Source organism: Nocardia amamiensis (assembly GCF_015477605.1).
In the GTDB taxonomy this organism is placed as follows: Bacteria; Actinomycetota; Actinomycetes; order Mycobacteriales; family Mycobacteriaceae; genus Nocardia; species Nocardia amamiensis_A.
Window position 1 is genome coordinate 73,606 of the sequence record NZ_JADLQX010000001.1, and the last position, 20,500, is coordinate 94,105.

18 protein-coding genes and 1 tRNA gene are annotated in these 20,500 nt (G+C 66.9%); 12 read left to right on the plus strand and 7 right to left on the minus strand.

Annotated features, from left to right (window positions below):
- Window positions 1-29 precede the first annotated feature (29 nt).
- The 3 genes from IU459_RS39600 to IU459_RS00360 are packed head-to-tail and all read right to left on the minus strand — an operon-like array spanning window position 30 to window position 3,516.
- Window positions 30-1,031, minus strand: coding sequence for a hypothetical protein (locus tag IU459_RS39600; RefSeq protein ID WP_195127409.1), 1,002 nt, complete (start codon window positions 1,029-1,031; stop codon window positions 30-32).
- Window positions 1,028-2,467 (minus strand): pyridoxal phosphate-dependent aminotransferase, encoded by a 1,440-nt coding sequence (locus tag IU459_RS00355; RefSeq protein ID WP_195127410.1) that lies wholly within the window; start codon window positions 2,465-2,467, stop codon window positions 1,028-1,030. The genes IU459_RS39600 and IU459_RS00355 overlap by 4 nt, the downstream gene beginning before the upstream one ends.
- A complete protein-coding gene (locus IU459_RS00360) occupies window positions 2,464-3,516 on the minus strand; it encodes a helix-turn-helix transcriptional regulator (RefSeq protein ID WP_195127411.1) in 1,053 nt (350 codons plus the stop codon). Before IU459_RS00360 ends, IU459_RS00355 begins: the two co-directional genes overlap by 4 nt.
- A 667-nt stretch (window positions 3,517-4,183) precedes the next feature.
- Between IU459_RS00360 and IU459_RS00365 the strand changes: the two genes are divergently transcribed.
- Complete coding sequence (locus tag IU459_RS00365) at window positions 4,184-4,516, plus strand: hypothetical protein (RefSeq protein WP_195127412.1); 333 nt, start codon at window positions 4,184-4,186, stop codon at window positions 4,514-4,516.
- A 254-nt stretch (window positions 4,517-4,770) separates the two neighbouring features.
- Entirely contained in the window at window positions 4,771-5,379 is a 609-nt protein-coding gene (locus IU459_RS00370) for a hypothetical protein (protein ID WP_195127413.1), read from the plus strand.
- Between the two features lie 921 nt (window positions 5,380-6,300).
- Here the strand turns inward: IU459_RS00370 and IU459_RS00375 are convergent.
- A tRNA-Leu gene (locus IU459_RS00375) sits at window positions 6,301-6,383 on the minus strand.
- Between the two features lie 226 nt (window positions 6,384-6,609).
- Here IU459_RS00375 and IU459_RS00380 point away from each other — a divergent pair.
- The 8 genes from IU459_RS00380 to IU459_RS00415 all read left to right on the plus strand — a co-directional run bounded on the left by IU459_RS00380 (window position 6,610) and on the right by IU459_RS00415 (window position 17,107).
- Window positions 6,610-8,007, plus strand: coding sequence for a DUF3662 and FHA domain-containing protein (locus tag IU459_RS00380; protein WP_195127414.1), 1,398 nt, complete (start codon window positions 6,610-6,612; stop codon window positions 8,005-8,007).
- A 205-nt stretch (window positions 8,008-8,212) separates the two neighbouring features.
- Window positions 8,213-8,680, plus strand: a complete 468-nt coding sequence (locus tag IU459_RS00385; protein WP_014980860.1) for an FHA domain-containing protein FhaB/FipA — start codon at window positions 8,213-8,215, stop codon at window positions 8,678-8,680.
- Window positions 8,677-10,164 (plus strand): PP2C family protein-serine/threonine phosphatase, encoded by a 1,488-nt coding sequence (locus IU459_RS00390; protein ID WP_195127415.1) that lies wholly within the window; start codon window positions 8,677-8,679, stop codon window positions 10,162-10,164. The genes IU459_RS00385 and IU459_RS00390 overlap by 4 nt, the downstream gene beginning before the upstream one ends.
- On the plus strand, window positions 10,164-11,648 hold the full coding sequence (locus IU459_RS00395) for an FtsW/RodA/SpoVE family cell cycle protein (protein WP_195127416.1): 1,485 nt from the start codon (window positions 10,164-10,166) through the stop codon (window positions 11,646-11,648). Before IU459_RS00390 ends, IU459_RS00395 begins: the two co-directional genes overlap by 1 nt.
- On the plus strand, window positions 11,645-13,111 hold the full coding sequence (locus IU459_RS00400; protein WP_195127417.1) for a peptidoglycan D,D-transpeptidase FtsI family protein: 1,467 nt from the start codon (window positions 11,645-11,647) through the stop codon (window positions 13,109-13,111). The genes IU459_RS00395 and IU459_RS00400 overlap by 4 nt, the downstream gene beginning before the upstream one ends.
- A 37-nt stretch (window positions 13,112-13,148) precedes the next feature.
- Window positions 13,149-14,663 carry a protein kinase domain-containing protein gene (locus tag IU459_RS00405; protein ID WP_195127418.1) on the plus strand — a complete coding sequence of 505 codons (1,515 nt, stop codon included), beginning with the start codon at window positions 13,149-13,151 and terminating at the stop codon, window positions 14,661-14,663.
- Window positions 14,660-16,552: a Stk1 family PASTA domain-containing Ser/Thr kinase gene (gene pknB, locus IU459_RS00410; protein WP_195127419.1), complete on the plus strand. Its 1,893-nt coding sequence runs from the start codon at window positions 14,660-14,662 to the stop codon at window positions 16,550-16,552. The genes IU459_RS00405 and pknB overlap by 4 nt, the downstream gene beginning before the upstream one ends.
- 135 nt (window positions 16,553-16,687) lie before the next feature.
- Window positions 16,688-17,107, plus strand: coding sequence for a CBS domain-containing protein (locus IU459_RS00415; RefSeq protein WP_195127420.1), 420 nt, complete (start codon window positions 16,688-16,690; stop codon window positions 17,105-17,107).
- A 207-nt stretch (window positions 17,108-17,314) separates the two neighbouring features.
- Here IU459_RS00415 and IU459_RS00420 read toward each other — a convergent pair whose 3' ends face one another.
- Together IU459_RS00420 and IU459_RS00425 are read right to left on the minus strand one after the other, a co-directional pair.
- Complete coding sequence (locus IU459_RS00420; protein WP_195127421.1) at window positions 17,315-17,995, minus strand: RibD family protein; 681 nt, start codon at window positions 17,993-17,995, stop codon at window positions 17,315-17,317.
- Window positions 17,992-18,636, minus strand: a complete 645-nt coding sequence (locus IU459_RS00425) for an aminodeoxychorismate/anthranilate synthase component II (protein ID WP_195127422.1) — start codon at window positions 18,634-18,636, stop codon at window positions 17,992-17,994. The genes IU459_RS00420 and IU459_RS00425 overlap by 4 nt, the downstream gene beginning before the upstream one ends.
- 96 nt (window positions 18,637-18,732) lie before the next feature.
- Here IU459_RS00425 and crgA point away from each other — a divergent pair, with 96 nt between their 5' ends.
- Window positions 18,733-18,996 (plus strand): cell division protein CrgA, encoded by a 264-nt coding sequence (gene crgA, locus IU459_RS00430; protein ID WP_067469491.1) that lies wholly within the window; start codon window positions 18,733-18,735, stop codon window positions 18,994-18,996.
- 86 nt (window positions 18,997-19,082) lie between these two features.
- A complete protein-coding gene (locus IU459_RS00435; RefSeq protein WP_195127423.1) occupies window positions 19,083-19,562 on the plus strand; it encodes a PH domain-containing protein in 480 nt (159 codons plus the stop codon).
- A gap of 61 nt (window positions 19,563-19,623) precedes the next feature.
- On the opposite strand, the gene IU459_RS00440 is transcribed toward IU459_RS00435, so the two are convergent.
- Window positions 19,624-20,496, minus strand: a complete 873-nt coding sequence (locus IU459_RS00440; protein WP_195127424.1) for a rhomboid family intramembrane serine protease — start codon at window positions 20,494-20,496, stop codon at window positions 19,624-19,626.
- Window positions 20,497-20,500 lie beyond the last annotated feature (4 nt).

Here is a 20,500-nt window from a genome sequence, read left to right on the forward strand (position 1 = left end):
CAAAAATTAGAACACGTTCTTGTTGATCGTCAAGATGCTTCGGCCACCCTTGCGCGACCATCGGCCGAGCGCTGCCCGCTGGCGATGCACAGGATCATGGCCGCCGTCGCCGCGCCGTAAGCCCGACTGGCCGCCGTCGGGCGGGCGGTGGGGTAGTTCGAGCGATGCGTGACGATGACGCCGTTGGGCAGGGTGACGGTAGTGTCCGGCACCGTGGCGACACAGTTGCCGCCCGCCTTGGCCACGAGATCCACGATCACCGTGCCGGGAGCGAGCAGCTCCAAGGACGCTTGCTCCAGCAGGCGGGGCGCGCGGGATCCGCGGTGCGCGGCGGTACCGATGATGAGGTCGGGCGGTGTCGTGGCGAGGAGATCGAGCAGCGCCGCGTTGTCGTCCTGGTTCGGCACGAAGCGCCCGGCCCCCGCGCCGAGAGCGGCGATCTCCTGTTCGAGTCGATTGCCGACCGCGCCCGGCTTCTCGTCGTCGAAGGTGCGCGCGGCGGCGATCGCGGCAAGTCCGGCCGCCCCGCAACCCAGGACGAGTGCGCGCACCGGACGCGACCGCACCTGCGGAGAAAGCAGCTGCCTGCCTTCGGCGTAGCCCACCGCGCCCGCGATCCGGCTCATGGTGGTCAGCGCATCGATCTCGGTCGTCGTGTCGTCGCGCGGCACCGAGTCGAACGCGACCGATTCGACGCCGAGCCCACGCAACCGGTCGATCACGTCGCGGCGGTAGTGCGGATCCTGGAAACCGACCATGGTCGTCCCGGCCCGCAACGGCATCGATGCCAGCTCGAAGGCCGGCGGTTTCACCCAGGCCACGATGTCCGAGCGCTCGAATACGGCCGTGCGATCCCCGACGACGAGCGCTCCGGACGCGCGGTATGCGGAGTCGGCGAAACCGGCGCCGCGTCCCGCACCCTCCTCCACGACGACCTGGAGTCCCGCCGTCGACAGTTCGCGCACGTTCCCCGGAGTCAGGGCGACGCGAGATTCCCGGGGAGCCGTCTCACGAAGGACACCCACGATCACCGTGGGGTCCTCGCGTCCGCCAGGAGGGCAGTAAGACCGCGAGCGGCGAGCGCATCGCGATAGGTCTGTCCATCGGCGATGTCGCGGAGTAATCGCTCGAGGCGGTCGAAAAGTTCATCGATCAACGCGGGTGACTCTTGCCGTGGCGCCTTACGCGGCGCAAGGACATTCAGGCGCACACCGGGACGCAGCGACCCGGTTCGGTCCAGCGCCACGCTGTCGACGCCCGCGACCGCGAGCAGCATGTCCTCCACCTGCGCACTGGTATGCATACCAGCCGCGTCGAGCAGGGTCCGATCGAATACCAGCGAAAGGAACATGCCTTCCTGACTGCCCAATGGTCGCAGCACGTCGGCGCCGAGCCGAGCGTTGATCGCGGTGACGCGCCGAGCGGCCTTTTCGATTTGCGAACGCATGAGCGCGTGGTTGCGTTCGAAGTAGTCCTCGGAGGTGTGCTCGAGGATCGCGCGGACCAGATGGGTGGTCTCGCGCTGGAAGGAGATGGTGAGCCGTTCCCTGATCCGCTCCAGCCACGCGCTGTCGCCGGTGCACGCCGCGCCCAGCTTGCACGGACCGAAGGCGTTGTAGCCCTTGGAGTTTCCCGTGATGGTCAAGACGGCGTCGTACAGGCGCCGAATGCCCTGGTCGGTCTCGACGTGCAACGCCGCGATCGGGATGTGCGAGGCCACCAGCCGGTCGAAGGCCATATCGCAGATGACCGGAACATCGCAGTCGAGCAGAACCCGTCCGATCTGCACCAGTTCGGCCGCCGTGTAGTCGGCGACCACGGGGTTGCCCGGCAGGGTGAGCAGCACGCCGCACAGTTCGCCGGTCGCGCGCAGTTCGTCGAGGCAGCGGGCGAGCCGCAGCGGGTCGATCTTGAAACCGTCGTCCGGGGAAACCGGGCAGGACGCGATCCGCAGCCCGAATTTCTCCACGTGGATGCTGGAACTCTTGTAGAAGCCCTCGGGACAGACGATGACGCCGCCGGGCTTGGCCAGCGTGGCGATCGCTTCCTCGAGCAGCATCGTGCTCGAGTACGGGCAGACGATCACTTCCTCCGCGCGTACCCGCACACCGGGGACGCCCTCCACCGGATGCGACAGGCGCGCGAAGAGCCTGCGCGCCGCCAACTCGCGCAGGCTCAGAGGTTGCCGCTTGTCATACAACCGTCCGTCGAGATATTCCGTCGGGGGCGCGACATGCAGGAGCTCCCGCCACGCGCGATCCAGCGCGGCTATGGCCCGCGCATCCGGCGCACAGCCGGTTTCGCCGTGGTAGGCGTCGATAACCCCCGAGTACCGGCGGCCGCCGGTCCCGAGGAACCAGGCTTCTGACGACAACTGCCCGCGTACTTCCCGTTTCCTGGCCTCGGAGCGGTTGGTCAGGATCGCGAGATCGGCGAGCGGATCGGTGAGCACCGGGCTCCGCGTCACGGCACCTCGCCTTCTACCGAAGATTCTCCTGGTGCGGGCATCGCGTTCCACTTCTCCTGTAGCGCGGCGCGGAACAGGCTGCGGCAATTGCCCTCGGTCAGACGCTCGAAGTCCGCCAGTGGCGGCTCCGCGACGATCTGGTCGACCACGATGGCCGACCCGGCGCGCCTGAGATCGTAGAGTTTCTCGAAACGCCGAACGGCGAACGCGACGTCGTGTTTGAGCACGGAAAAGCGCGTCGCGACCCGCGCCTGGCGCGAATAGTCGTATTCGCCCACCGCCACATAGCGGTCGTCGACCACGAGCATGCTTTGCGCATTGCGCGCGTACTCACGTTTGACCAGCACGCTTTCCACCCCGGCCCGGGCCTGTTTCCACAGTTTGTCCTCGTAGGGCCAGACGTCGGAAATGGTGTCCAGCACGTACATCCGGCGCACGTCGATCTTCGGCGGATGGGTCGTGTCGGCCAGCCGCAGGATCGCGGCATGGTAGTCGTCACCGACGTCGCCGCCGATGGTGCCAAGATCCGCGGTGTGGATCGCGCGCACCGAGGCGGTGGCCTGCTCCAGGATCGTCAGCCAGTCGCTGACGGTGTTCCACTCCCAGACCGTGGCGCTGCGGGAAGGGATCTGCGCGAGGATCTCCTCGGCGCGTTCCAGCTGCCGGTCGGCGATCAAGCGCAGCGGCTCGATCTCCTCCCGCGCGCCGGAGGCGTCGATCAGACTCTGTGCGATACCCAATGCGCGCTCGACCAACTCGGGGTCTTTGCCGAGCAGAACGTTGAACCGCATGCGCAGGTCGTAGTACGCGCTGCTGGTGGGATCGGTGGCGGGAGCGGCGCTGCCGTCCATCGGCAATTCCGCCCCAAGGGCGAGGCTCAAACGTTCGCGCAGCGCGAGCGGCGGAATCCGGGTGCCGTTCTCGATCTGCTGGACGAGACTGCGCGAGCAACCCGCTCTCGTCGCGAGCGCCGCCTGGGTGTATCCGCGTTCCAGGCGAAGCCTGCGGACCAGGTTGCCGACTTGCTCGCCCGAGCCCGAGTCAGCCATCCCGTGCCTCCCATTCCGAGTCTTGCATACCCCTGCTCACAGAGTGTCACGGAGCGACATTCTAATCACGATGTGTCAACAGGGCATCGGATGAATCGCGAGCAGCGCCGTATCGTTGCCGACGAAATCCTCACCCGCCCTGCGACATTCCACAGTCGGGGGATGCAGCGCTGCTGCGGCGGCATAAAAGTACGCTTTCCGGTACTCCATTCGTTCACGAGAAGCGATGCGCAGTACGAAAACTGCCACAATTTGAGCACGCTAGCGGCAATTCCAAGCTTGTCAGCTTATTCAATATCATCACGCTGCGTTAAAGCTTAGTTGACATCCTCACGTGGCGTTCCTTAGCCTTATCCTCGAATCCACCGCAAATCGACGTCGGCACAACGGTTATCGCCTGCCGGGTCCCGGTGGCCGGATAACTCGAGGAGGTGCCCGACACGGATACCTCGATATGGCGCGGTCCAGGCAGCGCAGACAACAGCTGTGGCATCACCCAGCCGGCCGGCCTTCTCGGCAACGCGCCGATCTTCTGAAACCACTCGGACACATAGCAATCAGGCACGGACGGATCCACCGCGTTCGGGCCGTGACCGAGCCCGGTCACCGCGTCCTCAGCCCAACCGCGGTTCCGCGACATCTCGAGCACAATGAATGAGAGCGGAGCATGGCACTCGATATCACCGATTCGATCATCACCAGCGACATCACCCCGGAAAACGCACGGCTGCTGTCCATTTCCACCGGCGAGGCATGGGAGCTCAGCTGGTTGCCCACCGTCACCCTGACCCGCGAACAAGCCGTGAACGGGATGGTGCTCGACGAGCTGCTCAGCGACCCCGGCACTGCCGCCAACGACCTCGCGCTCGAAGTGGCCACCATCCGCGCCGCCGAGCTCGGCATCAGCCTGCGCGACGTGCTGCTCCGGCTGTACCTCCGAATCGCGCAACGCGATCAGGACAGCGCCCGCCACCCGCACACGCCCATACCGGCGACCTGACGGCCGGAACCAGCCCGCGCACCCGGATCGCGGCATCTGTCGATCACCACACCGAGAACGTCTCGAATCCGGGAACACGGTGACCGCTGCCGGCTGGGCCCGCGAACGACCTGCTACTTGCGTACGGCATGCACGGGGCGAACGATTAATTGTGCGTCGGCCGCGGTCGCGGGCCGTGCGGCGTCCTGCCCTCGGTGGACCACGACGCGCCGGCCCCGCGACACCGCGGAGATCGCTCCGCACGAGGAGGATCGATGTTCATCCAAGTCATTCAAGGCAAAGCCGCAGACCCGGCCCGACTGCGTCAGCGCATGGATCGGTGGACCGAGGAACTGCAACCCGGAGCCACCGGCTACCTCGGCATGACCAGCGGACTGTGCGACGACGGAACGTTCGTCGCGCTGGTTCGATTCGAATCCGAGGAGGCGGCGCGCCGCAACAGTGAGCGGGCCGAACAAGGCGCCTGGTGGGCCGAGACCCAGAAATGTTTCGACGGACCGGTCACCTTCCTGGACTGCTCCAACGTGACCCAGTGGATGGGTGGCGGCTCCGATCGAGCCGGATTCGTGCAGGTCATGGAGGGCCACACCCGCGACGCGGGCCGACTGCGCGAACTACTGGAGCAGACCGGCGACCGGGTGCACGAATTGCGCCCGGAAATCATCGGCGGCACCCTCGGGACATGCGGCACCGACGGGTTCGTCGAGGCAGTGTATTTCACCTCCGAAGCCGAAGCCCGCGAACACGAGAAGATGCAGATTCCCGACGACCTGAGGTCGCTGTTCGAAGAGGAACGCAGCCTCATGGGTGACGTGACCTACTTGGATCTGCACGAGCCGAAGTTGGTGTCGGCGCAGAGGTAGCACTGCGTCCGCCACACGGCAGGACCGAGCCGGAAGCTCGGCGACGCGGTGAGCCCGCGGGCGATCTCGGTCGGCGCGCGGGTCGGCAGCGCGCCGACCGAGCACAACCAGCCCCGACCAGCCGATTCCCGCCCTGTCGCCCAGGACGGCATCGTGTTGACCGCGGTCGTGATCCGACCCAGGTGCCGCTGGCATCTGGGCCGCCTGGACCGGACGCCATCAGAGCCCTGATGTCCGGCGCCGAGGCAGGCAGGGTGACCCGAGAGAAAATGATCACCGTCTTCGGCGATGACGGCGCTTCGACATCAACCGGTGCCATGTATCAGTACTCGGTCGCCGGCCTGATGGCGAAGGCGCCGGAGCCGATGCCGCCGAACAGGCGATCAGCCGGGTACGGGACTACATCACCGGACGCCAACCAACCGGATACCACCGGCTCCCCGCTCGCCCAGCTGACCGCTTCAGCGTCGGCTGGATGGTGCACGTGCCCGCGCCCGACGGGCACCCGCATCCACGAGGGCAATCTTCTACGTCGCCGACGACGGTGCGTTCGAGCACTCGTCGTCCGCCATTACTCCGACGACATTCATCGCCGAGTTCGAGCAAGATTCTTCGAACGCCACAGCATGCCCGCCTGACCAACAGATATCTTCGGCATAAACCCGACTTGCGTCAGTGGCGAATTCCCCATGTGAGACTCCGACCACACCATTCAGCCCAACTCACCCCCATTACCCCCCAACGCAACCCCTCCACACAACCACCCCAACGCAAGCGCCCCCGTCCAACGCAACCACCCACGGAGGGGGGTCCGGGGGGCGAAGCCCCTCCGGGCGGGGCGTGGGGGTTGCACCCCCACAAAACATGACGAAACGAGAAAGGCCCATGCTCTCCATGAGCATGGGCCTCCCACGAGTGAAGTGGGCGAAGGGGGACTTGAACCCCCACGTCCCGAAGGACACTGGCACCTGAAGCCAGCGCGTCTGCCATTCCGCCACTCGCCCGAGCGACTGGGAGACAGTATCACGCTCTCGCGCCGGATACGAAATCGCCATTTCAGAGGCCTGACAGGGCCCCTGGACGGGCCAGGGAACCCAGCGCCGTCACCAAGAGTTACAGGTGTGGACGATCGTGGATATCATGCAATGAACGTGGTCGATAAGCGACACGCCATACACGCGTGTCGTTGTTACGAATCAGGAAAGAGACGCTCACCGAAAGGAGGCCGAGATGGGCATCGTTTCGCGGTTCGAGCGTCGCCTGCAAGGCGCCGTCGGGGACGTCTTCGCCAGAGTGTTCGGCGGCAATGTCGTGCCCCAGGAGGTGGAGGCGGCGCTGCAACGCGAGGCCGCCGATCATGTCCAGGATCTCGGCGGCGGTCATCTGCTGGCACCCAACAGCTATGTGATCACGATCAACTCCTCGGATCATCAGCAACTGGACGCCGACCACGACCTCACCACACGCGCATTCGCCAAACATCTACAGGACTACATCCGCGAGCAAGGCTGGCAGACCTACGGCGAAGTACACGTGGCGTTCGAGGCATCACCTACGCTGCACACCGGACAGTTCAGGGCAAGCGGCCGCGTCGATCCCGATGTCGGCCACAGAGCCAGCGCGGCTCGCCGCCCCGAATCACCGCCACAACGACGACCTGCAACCCCGCAACCAGGAGCTGGCCCCATGACGCAGAACTCAGGCTACGACCCGAGCCGTGAGCCCGCGGAGTCCGATCCACGCAACCGCGGGTACGCTCCACCGCCTGCTGGTCGCGGCGGTCCGCAGAACGGCGCGTACCGCGACGACTACGGCCGCGGTGGCGCGTACGGGGCGGATTACCAGGCCCCGGACGCGCAGCAGGGTTACAGCGACTACCAGAACGGCTACGACTACCAGCAGGGTGGCCAGGGGTACGGCCAGCAGGGCTATGGCGACCAAGGCTACGGCCAGCAGGGCTACGCCGATCAAGGCTACGGCCAGCAGGGCTACGCCGATCAAGGCTACGGCCAGCAGGGCTACGCCGATCAGGGTTACGGTCAGCAGGGCTACGCCGATCAGGGTTACGGTCAGCAGGGCTACGCCGATCAAGGCTACGGCCAGCAGGGCTACACCGATCAAGGCTACAGCCAGCAAAATCAGGGCTACGGCCAGTCCGGATACAGTCAGTCGGATTACCGCGACCCCGGCTACGGCGATCAGAACTACCCCGACCAGGGCGGCTACGGCCAGGACGACCAGGGCGGTTACGGCCAGGCCTACTCGCAGCAGCCGGGATACGGTGCGCCGCAGAGCTACGCCGGCGGCCAGGGCTACGGCGCAGCGCCGCAGGCCGCTTCGGGCTACTCGGCCACCCTGCAACTGGACGACGGCAGCGGCCGGACTTACCAGCTCCGGGAAGGCAGCAACATCATCGGCCGCGGCCAGGACGCGCACTTCCGCCTGCCCGACACGGGCGTTTCGCGCAGGCACATCGAGGTGCGCTGGGACGGCCAGACCGCGATGTTGTCCGACCTCGGCTCGACCAACGGCACCTTGGTCAACGGTTCCCCTGTGCAGGATTGGCAGCTCGCCGACGGCGATGTCATCCGTGCCGGGCACTCCGAGATCCTGATCCGCATCGTCTGATCCCGTAAGCTCGCGGTGCAGGTCACGAGATGGCTCTCGAGGGATTCGTCGGTCGTATCGTGATCGAAATCGACCGACGGCCCTATGATGCTGCCAACACACGCGCGGCGCCGACACCGGGGCCGGCAAGACCAGCAGGCTGGTGGGGGTGGTCGAACCGCACCTACGGCACCGACGTACACGGTCGAACAGGAGGTGGAGCGCCGTGCAGGGACTGATCCTGCAACTGACCCGTGCGGGGTTCCTTCTGCTGTTGTGGTTGTTCGTGTGGGCTGTGCTGCGCACGTTGCGCAGCGACATCTACGCGGCATCCGGCATTCGGATCCAGCCCAGGGCCGCACGCGGCTCCGCGGTGCTGCCGTCCTTCAGCCGGGGCCAGAAGGGCGCCAAATTTCTTGTGGTGACGCAGGGTTCACTCGCCGGCACCCGCATCTCGCTCGGCACCCAACCGGTGCTGATCGGACGTGCGGACGATTCCACGCTGGTACTCACCGATGACTACGCCTCGACCAGACATGCGCGGCTTTCTCCGCGTGGTGACGACTGGTACGTGGAAGACCTCGGCTCGACGAACGGCACGTACCTCGATCGCGCGAAAGTCACCACCGCCGTCCGAGTTCCGCTCGGCACTCCGGTCCGAGTCGGCAAAACAGTGATCGAGCTGCGATCGTGACACTTGTTCTCCGCTACGCAGCGCGCAGCGACCGCGGTCTCGTCCGAGGCAACAACGAAGATTCCGTGTACGCGGGCGCACGACTGCTCGCACTCGCCGACGGCATGGGTGGCCATGCCGCGGGAGAAGTCGCGTCTCAGTTGATGATCGCCGCGCTGGCCCACCTCGACGACGACGAACCGGGCGACGACCTGCTCGGCAAGCTCGACGCGGCGACCCGCGAGGGCAATGCCGCCATCGCCGATCAAGTCGAGGAAGAGCCCGAGCTCGACGGCATGGGCACCACGCTCACCGCGATCCTGTTCGCGGGCAAGAAACTCGGCCTCGTGCACATCGGCGACTCGCGCGCGTATCTGCTGCGCGGCGGCGAGCTCACCCAGATCACCCGGGACGACACTTTCGTCCAGTCGCTGGTGGACGAGGGCAGGATCACCCCCGAGCAGGCGCACAGCCATCCGCAGCGGTCGCTGATCATGCGCGCGCTGACCGGAAACGAGATCGAGCCCACGCTGATCATGCGTGAGTCGCGCGCCGGGGACCGGTACCTGCTGTGCTCCGACGGGCTGTCGGACGTGGTCAGCGACGAGACCATCGCGAACACGATGCGCGAGGGGACCACCGACGAATGCGCCGATCGGCTCATCGAGCTCGCGCTACGCAGCGGCGGTCCCGACAACGTGACCGTCGTCGTGGCCGACGTCATCGATCTGGACTACGGACAGAGTCACCCGATCGTGGCGGGAGCCGCGTCCGGCGTCGACGATGACACGCCACCCCCGAACACGGCGGCGGGCCGCGCCTCCGCGCTGCGTCCGCCGCGGGCCGCGCCGCGGCGGGCCGCCGCGGTACCGGAGCCCCCAGTCAGCAAGTCGCGCCGGCTGCGGTGGATCGTGCTCGCCGTGGCGCTGGTCGTCGCCGTCTGCGTCGGGCTCCTGGTCGGCTACAAGATGATCCGCAGCAACTACTACGTCGGCGCCGACGACGGTTCGGTGGTGATCCTGCGCGGGCTGCCCGGCTCGATCCTGGGCTACTCCATCCACGACGTGAACCTGGTCGGCTGTGTGACCCGCAACGGGGAACTCACCCTGACCGAGCCGGGCGAGGATGTGCCGTCGTCGTGCAAGCCGCTGAAGGTCAGCGATCTGAAGCAGACCGGCCGCGATCAGGTGGACAAGGGGCTGCCGCCCGGTTCGCTGAACAAGGCCAAGGACTCGATGACCTATCTCGCCCAGCGCGAGCTGTTGCCGCCGTGCCCGGCCAAGGAAACGGCGCCGCAACCAGGTGTGGTCCCGCCTACCGAGCCCGCGCCCAACGGCGCTCCCGCCCCGGCGTCGCCCGCACCTGCTCCCGCCCCGGCGCCGGAGCAGGGTGACGCACGCGGCACCGAGATCAAGACACCGACGAAGTCGGAGGCTACGGCCCCGCCGTCGACCACGTCGCCGAGCCCCCAATCCATAGGGGAGAACTGTCGGGTGACGGACTGATGTCCGCACCGTCACCGCCGTCGGCTGGAGCCTTTCCCAGTCCCCCGGGCGGCTTCGCTCCCGCGCCACCGCCGAGCACCAGACGAAATGTCGAACTGCTGCTGCTCGCCGCGGCGGCGGTGATCACGACTGTGTCCCTCTTCCTGGTGGAAGCCAGTCAGGAACAGTCGATCACCCTGGATATCGCCAAATACGGTTTGACGTACCTGGCGTTGTTCGGGGTCGCGCACCTGGCGGTACGGCGGTTCGCTCCGTTCGCCGATCCACTGCTGCTGCCGATCGTCGCGCTGCTCAACGGACTCGGGCTCGTGTTGATCCATCGGCTCGACCTGGCCGACCAGCAGACCGCCGCCTACAACTCGTGGGCGCTTCCCTCCCCCGACGCCAATCAGCAGATTCTGTGGACCGCGCTGGGCACGCTGGTGTTCATCACCCTGCTGATCGCCCTGCGGGACTACCGCACGCTCGCTCGCTACAGCTACACCCTGGGCCTGATCGGCCTTGTCGCACTGGCCATTCCGGCCATCTTGCCGAGCAAGTTCTCCGAGACCAATGGCGCGAAGATCTGGATCCGGCTGCCCGGGTTCAGCGTCCAGCCGGGTGAGTTCGCGAAGATCCTGCTGATCATCTTCTTCGCCTCGGTGCTGGTCGCCAAGCGCGAGCTGTTCACCGCCGCGGGGCGGCACGTGCTCGGTATGGAGTTTCCGCGCGGCCGCGATCTCGGTCCCATTCTGGCGGTCTGGATCGTGTGCATCGGCGTGCTGGTGCTCGAGAAGGATCTCGGTACCTCGCTGCTGATCTTCAGCACCGTGCTGGTGATGCTGTACATCGCCACCGAACGGGTCGGCTGGCTGGTCATCGGCGGCGGTCTGCTCGCGCTGGGCTTCTTCTTCGCCTACCAGTTGTTCGGCCACGTCCGGGTCCGGGTGGAGACCTGGCTGCACCCGTTCGACGACTACAACAACACCGGCTACCAGATCTCCCAGTCGCTGTTCGGGCTGGCCACGGGCGGTCTCGCGGGCACCGGCCTCGGCAGCGGCCGACCCAACCAGGTGCCCTTCGCCAAGACCGACTTCATCGTCACCACGATCGGCGAGGAGCTCGGGCTGATCGGCCTCACCGCGGTCCTGGTGCTGTTCTTGGTCTTCGTGGTGCGCGGCCTGCGCACGGCGCTGGCGGTGCGGGACAGCTTCGGCAAGCTGCTCGCGGCCGGCCTGTCGTTCACCATCGCGATCCAGCTGTTCGTCGTTGTCGGCGGGGTCACCAAACTGATTCCGCTGACCGGTCTCACCACACCGTTCATGTCCTACGGCGGCTCTTCGCTGCTGGCCAACTACGCACTGCTGGCTTTGCTGATCAAGATCTCCGACGCCGCCCGCGCGCCCGCGCCGGTGCGCAAGAAGGAACCGGCGCCGATCGCCGACGCGCAGACCGAGTTCATGCGCCGCGACGCGGGACGACCGGAAGCGGGGGCGGTGATATGAACACTCCACTGCGCCGAGTCGCGGTCGCGGTGATGGTGATGGTCGTCGCGCTGCTGGCGAATGCCACCTACGTTCAGGTGATCAAGGCCGACGACCTCCGCTCCGACCCACGCAACTCGCGGGTGCTGCTGGACGAATACTCCCGTCAGCGCGGGCAGATCTCGGCCAGCGGCACGGTGCTGGCCAGCTCGGTCGCGACCGACGACCGGTACAAGTACCTGCGCACCTATCCGACCGAACCCGAGGCGTACGCGCCCGCCACCGGTTTCTACTCGATGCAGTACGGCAGCACCGGGTTGGAGCGCGCCGGGGACTCGGTGCTGAACGGCTCCGACAACAAGCTTTTCGGCAGCCGCCTGGTCGACCTGGTCTCCGGCCGGGATCCGCGCGGTGGCAACGTGCTCACCACCCTCAACCCGGTGATGCAGCAGGTCGCCTACGACCAGATGACCAGCAAGAACTACACCGGCTCGGTGGTGGCCATCGAGCCGAGCACGGGCAAGATTCTCACCATGGTGTCCACGCCGAGCTACGATCCGAACAGGCTGTCCGGGCACGACGGCGCGCGGGGCACCCAGGCATGGGAAAACCTGAGTGCGGATCCGCGCCATCCGATGTTGAATCGCGCTATCTCCCAGACATACCCGCCCGGATCCACGTTCAAAGTGGTGGTCACCGCCGCCGCGCTGGCCAACGGCGCCGCGACCCCCGACGACCAGTTCACCGCGGCACCGAACATCACGCTGCCCGGCACAACGACCACCCTGGAGAACTACAACGGATCCACCTGTGGCCCCAATCCGACCGCTTCGCTCTTCGAGGCGTTCCGGCGGTCGTGCAACACGGCATTCGCCGAACTCGGCGTGAAGGTCGGCGCGGCGAACCTGAAGGACGAGGCCGCCGCGTTCGGCGTCGGACCACACCGCGGCATCCCGATGCCGGTGGCGGAGAGCACCGTCGGGACCATTCCCGACGACGCCGCCTTGGCCCAGAGCAGCATCGGACAGCGAGATGTGGCGCTGACCCCACTGCAGAACGCGGTCGTCGCGGCTACCATCGCCAACGGCGGCGTCCGGATGGAGCCCTATCTGGTCGATCAGCTGCAAGGCCCCGATCTGAGCGAGCTGTCCAAGACCAAGCCGGTCTCGGTCGGACAAGCGGTCAGCGCAGAGGTAGCGTCGACCCTGACCAACCTGATGGTCGCGTCGGAGAGCAACACCGCCGGAGGTGGCCAGTCCCGCTATCAGATCGCGTCCAAGACCGGCACCGCGGAGCACGGAACCAACCCGCGCAGCACGCCGCCGCACGCTTGGTACATCGCGTTCGCCCCCGCGCAGAACCCGAAAATCGCCATCGCGGTGATCGTGGAGAACGGCGGGGACCGGGCGCTGGCCGCGACCGGCGGCTCGGTGGCCGCGCCGGTGGCTCGCGCGGTCCTGGACGCGGGTCTTCGAGGGGGCTGAACGATATGGATGTGCGAGTGAAGGTACGGGGACTTCGATGCTGAACAACGGTGCGATGATCGCCGACCGGTACCGGCTGCAGCGACTGATCGCGACCGGCGGCATGGGCCAGGTCTGGGAAGCCCTGGACACCAGGCTCGACCGCAGAGTCGCGGTCAAGGTGCTGAAATCGGAGTTCTCGGCCGACCCGACCTTCCGGCATCGGTTCCGCACCGAGGCGAAGACGACCGCCCAGTTGAATCACCCGGGCATCGCCGGGATCTTCGACTACGGCGAGACCATCGACCCGCAGGGCGGCGAGACCGCCTACCTGGTCATGGAGTTGGTCCAGGGCGAGCCACTGAACACCGTGCTGAACCGGCTCGGCAGGCTGTCGGTGGCCCAGGGCCTGGACATGCTGGAGCAGACCGGCCGCGCGCTGGATGTGGCGCATCGCGCTGGCGTGGTGCATCGCGATGTGAAACCGGGCAACATCCTGGTCACGCCGACCGGACAGGTGAAGATCACCGACTTCGGCATCGCCAAGGCGGTGGACGCGTCGCCGGTGACGAAGACCGGCATGGTGATGGGCACCGCCCAATACATCGCGCCGGAGCAAGCGGTCGGTGAGGACGCCACCGCGGCCAGCGACGTGTATGCGCTCGGCGTGGTCGGCTACGAGGCGCTCGCCGGGCAGCGGCCGTTCACCGGCGACGGCGCGATCACCGTGGCAATGAAGCACGTCCGCGAAGCCCCGCCGCCGATGCCCGCCGATCTGCCCGGCAACGTGCGCGAACTGATCGAGATCACGATGGAGAAGGACCCCGGGCGTCGCTACGCCCGGGGTGGCGAGTTCGCCGACGCGGTCGCAGCGGTGCGCGCCGGCCGACGTCCACCGCCGCCGAGCGGCGCCCATCCCGGCGCACCGCTGACCGGGGCCACCCGGGTACTGCCACCCGGCCCGACAACCGTCATCCCCTCCGCACCAACCGATTTCGACGGCGCCACGGTGCGCTACTCGACGCCTGCGGCCGGGGCGGTCGGCGCGGCGACCCGCGCCGGGGCGGTCGCGGCTCCGGCGACGATGCTGAGCCGCAGCTCCGACGGCAGCCAGCCACCCGGCGGCAAGCGGCCGACCACGACGCAGAAGTGGATGGCCGGGCTCGGCCTCGGCGCGCTGCTGTTCGGCGCGATCACGACTTACTTGCTGTTCGGCGGCGATACCAACCCGGATTCGACGCCCTCGCCGACCTCGACGGTCGCGCCGAACCCGAAGCCGATTCCGCCGGTGGTCACCACAAGCCCCAAGCCCGCGCCTCCGCCGGTGATCACGACCATTCCGGAACCGATCACCACCGATCCGACGACCACGACCCCGGAGCCGACGACGACCACGCCGCCCACCACCACGGCGCCGAGCACGACGAAGCCGACGACGACCACGCCGACCCCCACCACAACCACTCTGCCGCGGGTTCCGACGATCCAAATACCATTTCCCGGAATTCCCGGCGCCCAAGGCCCCACGGCCTCCCGCAGCGGATCCGCTACTTCGTCGCAAGGACAGCCATGACGACCCCGAAGAATCTCTCGTCTCGCTATGAGCTGGGCGAGATCATCGGGTTCGGCGGCATGTCCGAAGTGCACAAGGCGCGTGACATCCGGCTGAGCAGGGACGTGGCGATCAAGGTGCTGCGGGCCGACTTGGCGCGCGACCCGACGTTCTACCTCCGGTTCAAGCGGGAGGCGCAGAACGCCGCGGCGCTGAATCACCCGGCCATCGTCGCGGTCTACGACACCGGCGAGGCCGAGGTGGACGGCGGTCCGCTGCCGTACATCGTGATGGAGTACGTGGACGGCGATACGCTGCGCGACATCGTGCGCGGCAAGGGCCCGCTGCCGCCGCGGCGGGCCATGGAGGTCGTCGCGGATGTCTGTGCGGCATTGGATTTCAGCCACAAGGCCGGAATCGTGCACCGCGATATGAAGCCCGCGAACATCATGATCAACCGGTCCGGCGCCGTGAAGGTGATGGACTTCGGCATCGCCCGCGCGATCGCCGACAGCTCGAACCCGATGACGCAGACCGCGGCTGTGATCGGCACCGCCCAGTATCTGTCGCCGGAGCAGGCTCGCGGCGAGACGGTGGACGCCCGTTCGGATGTCTACTCGGTCGGCTGTGTGCTGTTCGAAATCCTCACCGGCGAGCCGCCTTTCACCGGCGACTCGCCGATCGCCGTGGCCTACCAGCATGTGCGGGAGGATCCGCGGCTGCCCTCGCACGTGTTCCCCGGCGTTCCGCGGGAACTGGACTCGGTCGTGCTCAAGGCGATGAGCAAGAACCCGGCCAACCGATACCAGACCGCGGCCGAGATGCGCGCCGACCTGATCCGGGTGCTCGGCGGGCAGAAGCCCAGCGCCCCGATGGTGATGACCGACGAGGACCGCAGCAGCTTCATGAGCTCGGACGAGCCGGCGCCGCGCAGTTACCGCACCATCGAGCGCGACGACGACACCGCCGAGCAGGAGTCGGCCGACCCGGACGGCCGACGCCGCACCGCCTATATCGCACTCGGCGCTGCCGCGGCGATCGCCGTGGTCTTCGCGCTGTTCTGGGTGTTGATCGGTCCGGGGAGCCGGCCGGACCAAGTCGCGGTTCCCGACCTGGCCAACAAGTCCGCCCAGCAGGCGCAGGACGCATTGCAGAAGCTCGGATTCACGGTGGCGATTCAGCAGAAGCCCGACGGCAAGGTCGCCACCGGCAATGTGATCGCCACGCAGCCACTCGGTGGCTCCAGGATCGACGAGGGAAGCACCGTCACGGTCCAGGTGTCCAGCGGACCGGCGCAAGTCCAGGTGCCGAGGCTGGACGGTCTGACCCAGCAGGAGGCCGAGCAGAAGCTCAACTCCATCGGGCTGCAGATGGACCCGAACGTGGACCGCAAGCCCTCCAGCATCCAGGACACCGACAAGGTGATCGGCACCGAACCCGCGGCGGGCTCCCGGGTCGACGCGGGCCGCACCATCGTGGTCGTCATCGGTGGCGGCCCGGAGAAGGTTCGGGTGCCGAACGTGATCGGTCAGTCGATCGACGTCGCGCAGCCGAATATCGAGGGAGCCAATTTCAAGGTTCAGATCCAGGAAGTCGCCTCGTCGCAGCCGAAGGGCGAGGTGGTCGCCACCAAACCTGCCGGCGGTTCGTCGGCCGACAAAGGTTCGACCGTGGTGCTCCAGGTATCCACCGGCGACCAGATCAGCATGCCCGAGATCCGGGGGCTGACGCCCGCTCAGGCGGTGGACAGACTGCGCCAGAGCGGCTGGACCGGCAGTCTCTCGCAGATCAGTCAGTCCACGGTATTCGATCCGGGCAACGTTGGGCGCATCGTCGCCCAGCAGCCGTCGGCTGGTTCGTCCGTCGGCAAGAACGCCACCATCGCGATCACGACCGGGGCGATCGCTTGACTCTCGCGCGGTCGCGCCCGTGGCCGCGCGGGGTGTCGTTATCGGTATCGAGAAAACGAGACCACCCGGTGTGAATTGCGGGAGAATAGGGCTGCTTCATCCTAATCAGCGCAGCTGACCACAAGGAGGTAGCTCATGACCACTGCCAGGGACATCATGAAGCCCGGCGCACAGTGGATTACCAAGGAAGAGACCGTCGAACGGGCCGCCAGGCTCATGGACGAACTCGGCGTGGGGTCACTGGTCATCGCGGACGAGAACGAACGGATGTGCGGCATCGTCACCGACCGCGACATCGTGGTGAAGTGCATCGCCCATGGCAAATCGCCGTCGAGCACGCGGGTGGAAGAACTGTGCGAAGCGACGCCGCGATGGGTCGATGCCGACGCCGACATCGAGGTCGTTCTCGACGAGATGGAAAGCAACCGGGTCAAGCGCATGCCGGTGATCGAGAACAAGCGGCTGGTCGGCATGATCAGCGAGGCCGATCTGGCCAGGCACCTGGACGACAACCAGCTCGGCGAGTTCGTCACCGCCGTCTACGGACGTCCCTAGGTTCGGCACATAATCCAGGCGGTGCCCTTGGGACACCGTCCGCTGGACTTCGGCTTCGACGGCGGCTGCCGTAGCTTTCGCACCGGTACATCGATCACGAGATCTCGCCTGGCGATGACAACTCGATTGATCTCCCAGCGCCGGATCGGTTGGTGCACGGCAGCCGCGTCGAAGTGGTGCCCTTCGTCGCCCAATGGGCGGATCTCGTCAGACCGAACGCGCCTTCGGCAAATAGCGCAGCACGGCGACATCGCCCGCCTGAGTGACCTCCGCGAGCCGCATCCTGCGATGCGGCCCGCCGGGGTACCGCGCGTCGCCGAGGAATCGCGGCGCAGCAGTATCGCCGACCAGGATGGGAGCGACGGCGACGTGTAGTTCGTCGGCCAAGTCGGAAGCGAGGAAAGCGGTGTGGACCTGGGTGCCGCCCTCCACCATGAGGCGGCTGACGCCGCGACGGCCCAGGTCGTCGAGCACCGCTCCGAAGTCGAGTTCCGCGCCGAGACTGGCCACCTCCGCGAGACCGGCCAACCGATCGGCGAGTTTCGCCACGCCCGCGTCGGTGGTGTAGACGAGTTTGCCGCCGCCGTGATGCCAGAACCGCAAGCCTCGGTCCAGGTCGCCGCTCGCGGACACGGTCACCTTGAGCGGAAACTCCGGTTTGCCCGCGGCGACGCGGGCCGCTCTGCGGTCCGGACTGTCGACGAGCAGCCGCGGGTTGTCCCTGCGCAGGGTCTGCGCGCCGACCAGAATGGCATCGGAGTCCGCGCGGACCTGGTCGACGCGATCGAAGTCCGCCGCGCCGGACAGGCGCAGCCGCTCGGGGCTCGCATCGTCGATGTACCCGTCGATGCTCACCGCGACCGACAGCAGCACATGGGGACGGGTCACTGCAGCACCAGCGCGGCGACCTCCGCTTCCAGCGCCGCCACCAAGCCCTCGGCGGGACGCTTTCCGCACACGCCGAGCCAGTTCGCCAGCATGCGGTGGCCGCCCTGGGTCAGGACCGATTCGGGATGGAACTGCACGCCATGGATGGGCAGCGTGTGATGACGCATCGCCATCACGATCCCGCTCTCGGTGCGTCCGAGCACTTCGATCTCCTCGGGGAGGGTGTCCTCCAGCACGGTGAGCGAGTGGTACCGCGTAGCCGTGAACGGGTCGGGCAGGCCGGCGAGTACACCGGCGCCGATGTGGAAGACCTCGCTGGTCTTGCCGTGCAGCAACTCGGGAGCCCTGGTGACAGTGGCGCCGAACGCCTCGCCGATCGCCTGGTGGCCCAGGCATACGCCGAGCAGCGGAACGCCGTGGTCGGCGCAGGCACGCACCAATGGGATGCTGGCGCCCGCACGGTCCGGGGTACCGGGGCCGGGACTGATCAGGATGCCGTCGAAATCGCGCACGACCGCGTCAACGTCGGCCAGGTTCGGATCGTCATTGCGCCATACGACGGCATCGACACCCAGCTGACCGAGGTATTGCACCAGGTTGAAGACGAAGCTGTCGTAATTGTCGACGACCAGAACTCGCATGGCATCGAGATTACGTCCCCGCCCGGCACCACGTCGCACCGATTACCAGTTGGGATAGCCTAGGGGCACGACCTGCACGCCGAATACGAGGACGTCATGCCCAAGTCGAAGGTCCGTAAGAAGACCGACTATACGATCAACCCCGCCAGCCGGACCCCGGTGAAGGTGAAGGCCGGGCCGTCTCCGGTCTGGTATGTCGCCATCATGCTCGGTTTCATGCTCGCCGGGCTGATCTGGCTGCTCGTCTACTATCTGGCAGCCGAACAGATCAGTTGGATGAACGACCTCAACGCCTGGAACTTCCTGATCGGCTTCGGCCTCATGGTGGTAGGCCTGATCATGACCATGCGCTGGCGCTGACCGCGTCGAAGCGGATTACAGACGTGTCATTCATGCACATCTGTGGATGAGCCTGTGGACAACTCGAGGAGCGATTGGGGATTGCCTTGACTCCGGAGCCTCAGGATTCCGTCGCCGGCGACGAGCCGCACTTGGCGTGGACCACTCCGACCGCGGCGCTCGTAGCGGTCACCGTCGGCGGCGTCGTCTTGGCCGTGGCCGCTGTTTTCAGCACCGATGCGCCCAGCCGCCTGCTCGTCGGATTGGCGGCCGTCGGCCTTCTAGCTCTTGCCGTGCTCGGTTTCCGGCAGCGACCACGCCTTTCCGTGCGGCCGGGCGCACAGCCGCGTCTGGTCGTCCGCACACTGACCGGGCCGGTCGAATACACCCGGGACCAGATCATTCGAGCCCGCGTGGTCGGCTACCGTCGCCTCGGTCGCAAGAATCCCATGCTGGAACTCGACGTGGAGCGCGACGGCGCGGAGCGACTGCTGATCTTCGGCCGCTGGGACTTGGGCGTCAATCCCGAGGTCGTGTACCACGACCTCGTCGAGGCATTGCGCCTCTCCGAGGACAAGACCCGCTGATTCCGGGCCCGGAGCGACACGACACGCCGGTCGCGATGTTTCACGTGAAGCGAATTCTGTGTCAGGCTGCCAGCGCGACCGCGCTGACACCGGTTGCCGCCAATGCCGCGACCGCGACAACCGCCACGGCCACCCAGCCGACCAGCCGCGCGGACTCCTGCGACTTGACCCGCAACCACCCGGGCAGGAACAGGATGCCGAGGGTCGCCAGCGTGCCCGCAGCCAGACCGCCGAGGTGCCCCCAGAGCGAGATGCCGGGTAGCGACAAGCTGATGAATACGTTGATGCCGATGATGATGAGCATCTGATTCGGGTTCTGCCGCAATCGGATCAGGATGACGGTAATGGCGCCGAACAGTCCGTACACCGCACCGGACGCGCCCGCAGTGAGGCTGTTCTGGGCGAACAGCATCACCCCGGCCGCACCGCCCAACAGCGAGACCAGATAGACCGCCAGATAGCGCAGCCGTCCTAGCACCAGCTCAGCGTCTCGGCCAACGACATACAGCGCGAACATATTGAGCAGCAGGTGGATCGGACCGTAGTGCAGGAAGCCGGAACCGAGCACTCGCCACCACTGGCCGTCCGCGACCGCCGGGGCGAACAGCACCCAGTCCAGGAACAACGCCGAGCCCCGCTGGTTGTCCATCAGGCTCTCGGCCTGGGCCGCGGTGATCGCGTAGATCACCACATTGATCGCGATCAGCGCGTAGGTCACCGCGGGCGTCGACGACCGGGCCGCCGGTGCGCCCGAGACCGTCCGCACCGGCGGAACGCTTCGCTGATCCTGACGCAGACAGTCGACGCAATGCTGGCCGACCGCCGCGGGGCGCAGGCACTCCGCGCAGGAGGGCCGACCGCACCGCGTACAGGCCAGGCCGGTCGGACGATTCGGGTGGCGGACGCACGTCGGTGCGGGCGGCTGAGGATTCATGGTC

Bases quoted from the DNA above. Each gene is read 5' to 3' on its own strand.
- IU459_RS00425 (WP_195127422.1), bottom strand. From the start codon at position 18,636: ATGCGAGTTCTGGTCGTCGACAATTACGACAGCTTCGTCTTCAACCTG.
- IU459_RS00370 (WP_195127413.1), top strand. From the start codon at position 4,771: ATGTTCATCCAAGTCATTCAAGGCAAAGCCGCAGACCCGGCCCGACTG.
- IU459_RS00400 (WP_195127417.1), top strand. From the start codon at position 11,645: ATGAACACTCCACTGCGCCGAGTCGCGGTCGCGGTGATGGTGATGGTC.
- IU459_RS00360 (WP_195127411.1), bottom strand. From the start codon at position 3,516: ATGGCTGACTCGGGCTCGGGCGAGCAAGTCGGCAACCTGGTCCGCAGG.
- pknB (WP_195127419.1), top strand. From the start codon at position 14,660: ATGACGACCCCGAAGAATCTCTCGTCTCGCTATGAGCTGGGCGAGATC.
- IU459_RS00365 (WP_195127412.1), top strand. From the start codon at position 4,184: ATGGCACTCGATATCACCGATTCGATCATCACCAGCGACATCACCCCG.
- IU459_RS00440 (WP_195127424.1), bottom strand. From the start codon at position 20,496: ATGAATCCTCAGCCGCCCGCACCGACGTGCGTCCGCCACCCGAATCGT.
- IU459_RS00405 (WP_195127418.1), top strand. From the start codon at position 13,149: ATGCTGAACAACGGTGCGATGATCGCCGACCGGTACCGGCTGCAGCGA.
- IU459_RS00380 (WP_195127414.1), top strand. From the start codon at position 6,610: ATGGGCATCGTTTCGCGGTTCGAGCGTCGCCTGCAAGGCGCCGTCGGG.
- IU459_RS00415 (WP_195127420.1), top strand. From the start codon at position 16,688: ATGACCACTGCCAGGGACATCATGAAGCCCGGCGCACAGTGGATTACC.
- crgA (WP_067469491.1), top strand. From the start codon at position 18,733: ATGCCCAAGTCGAAGGTCCGTAAGAAGACCGACTATACGATCAACCCC.
- IU459_RS00395 (WP_195127416.1), top strand. From the start codon at position 10,164: ATGTCCGCACCGTCACCGCCGTCGGCTGGAGCCTTTCCCAGTCCCCCG.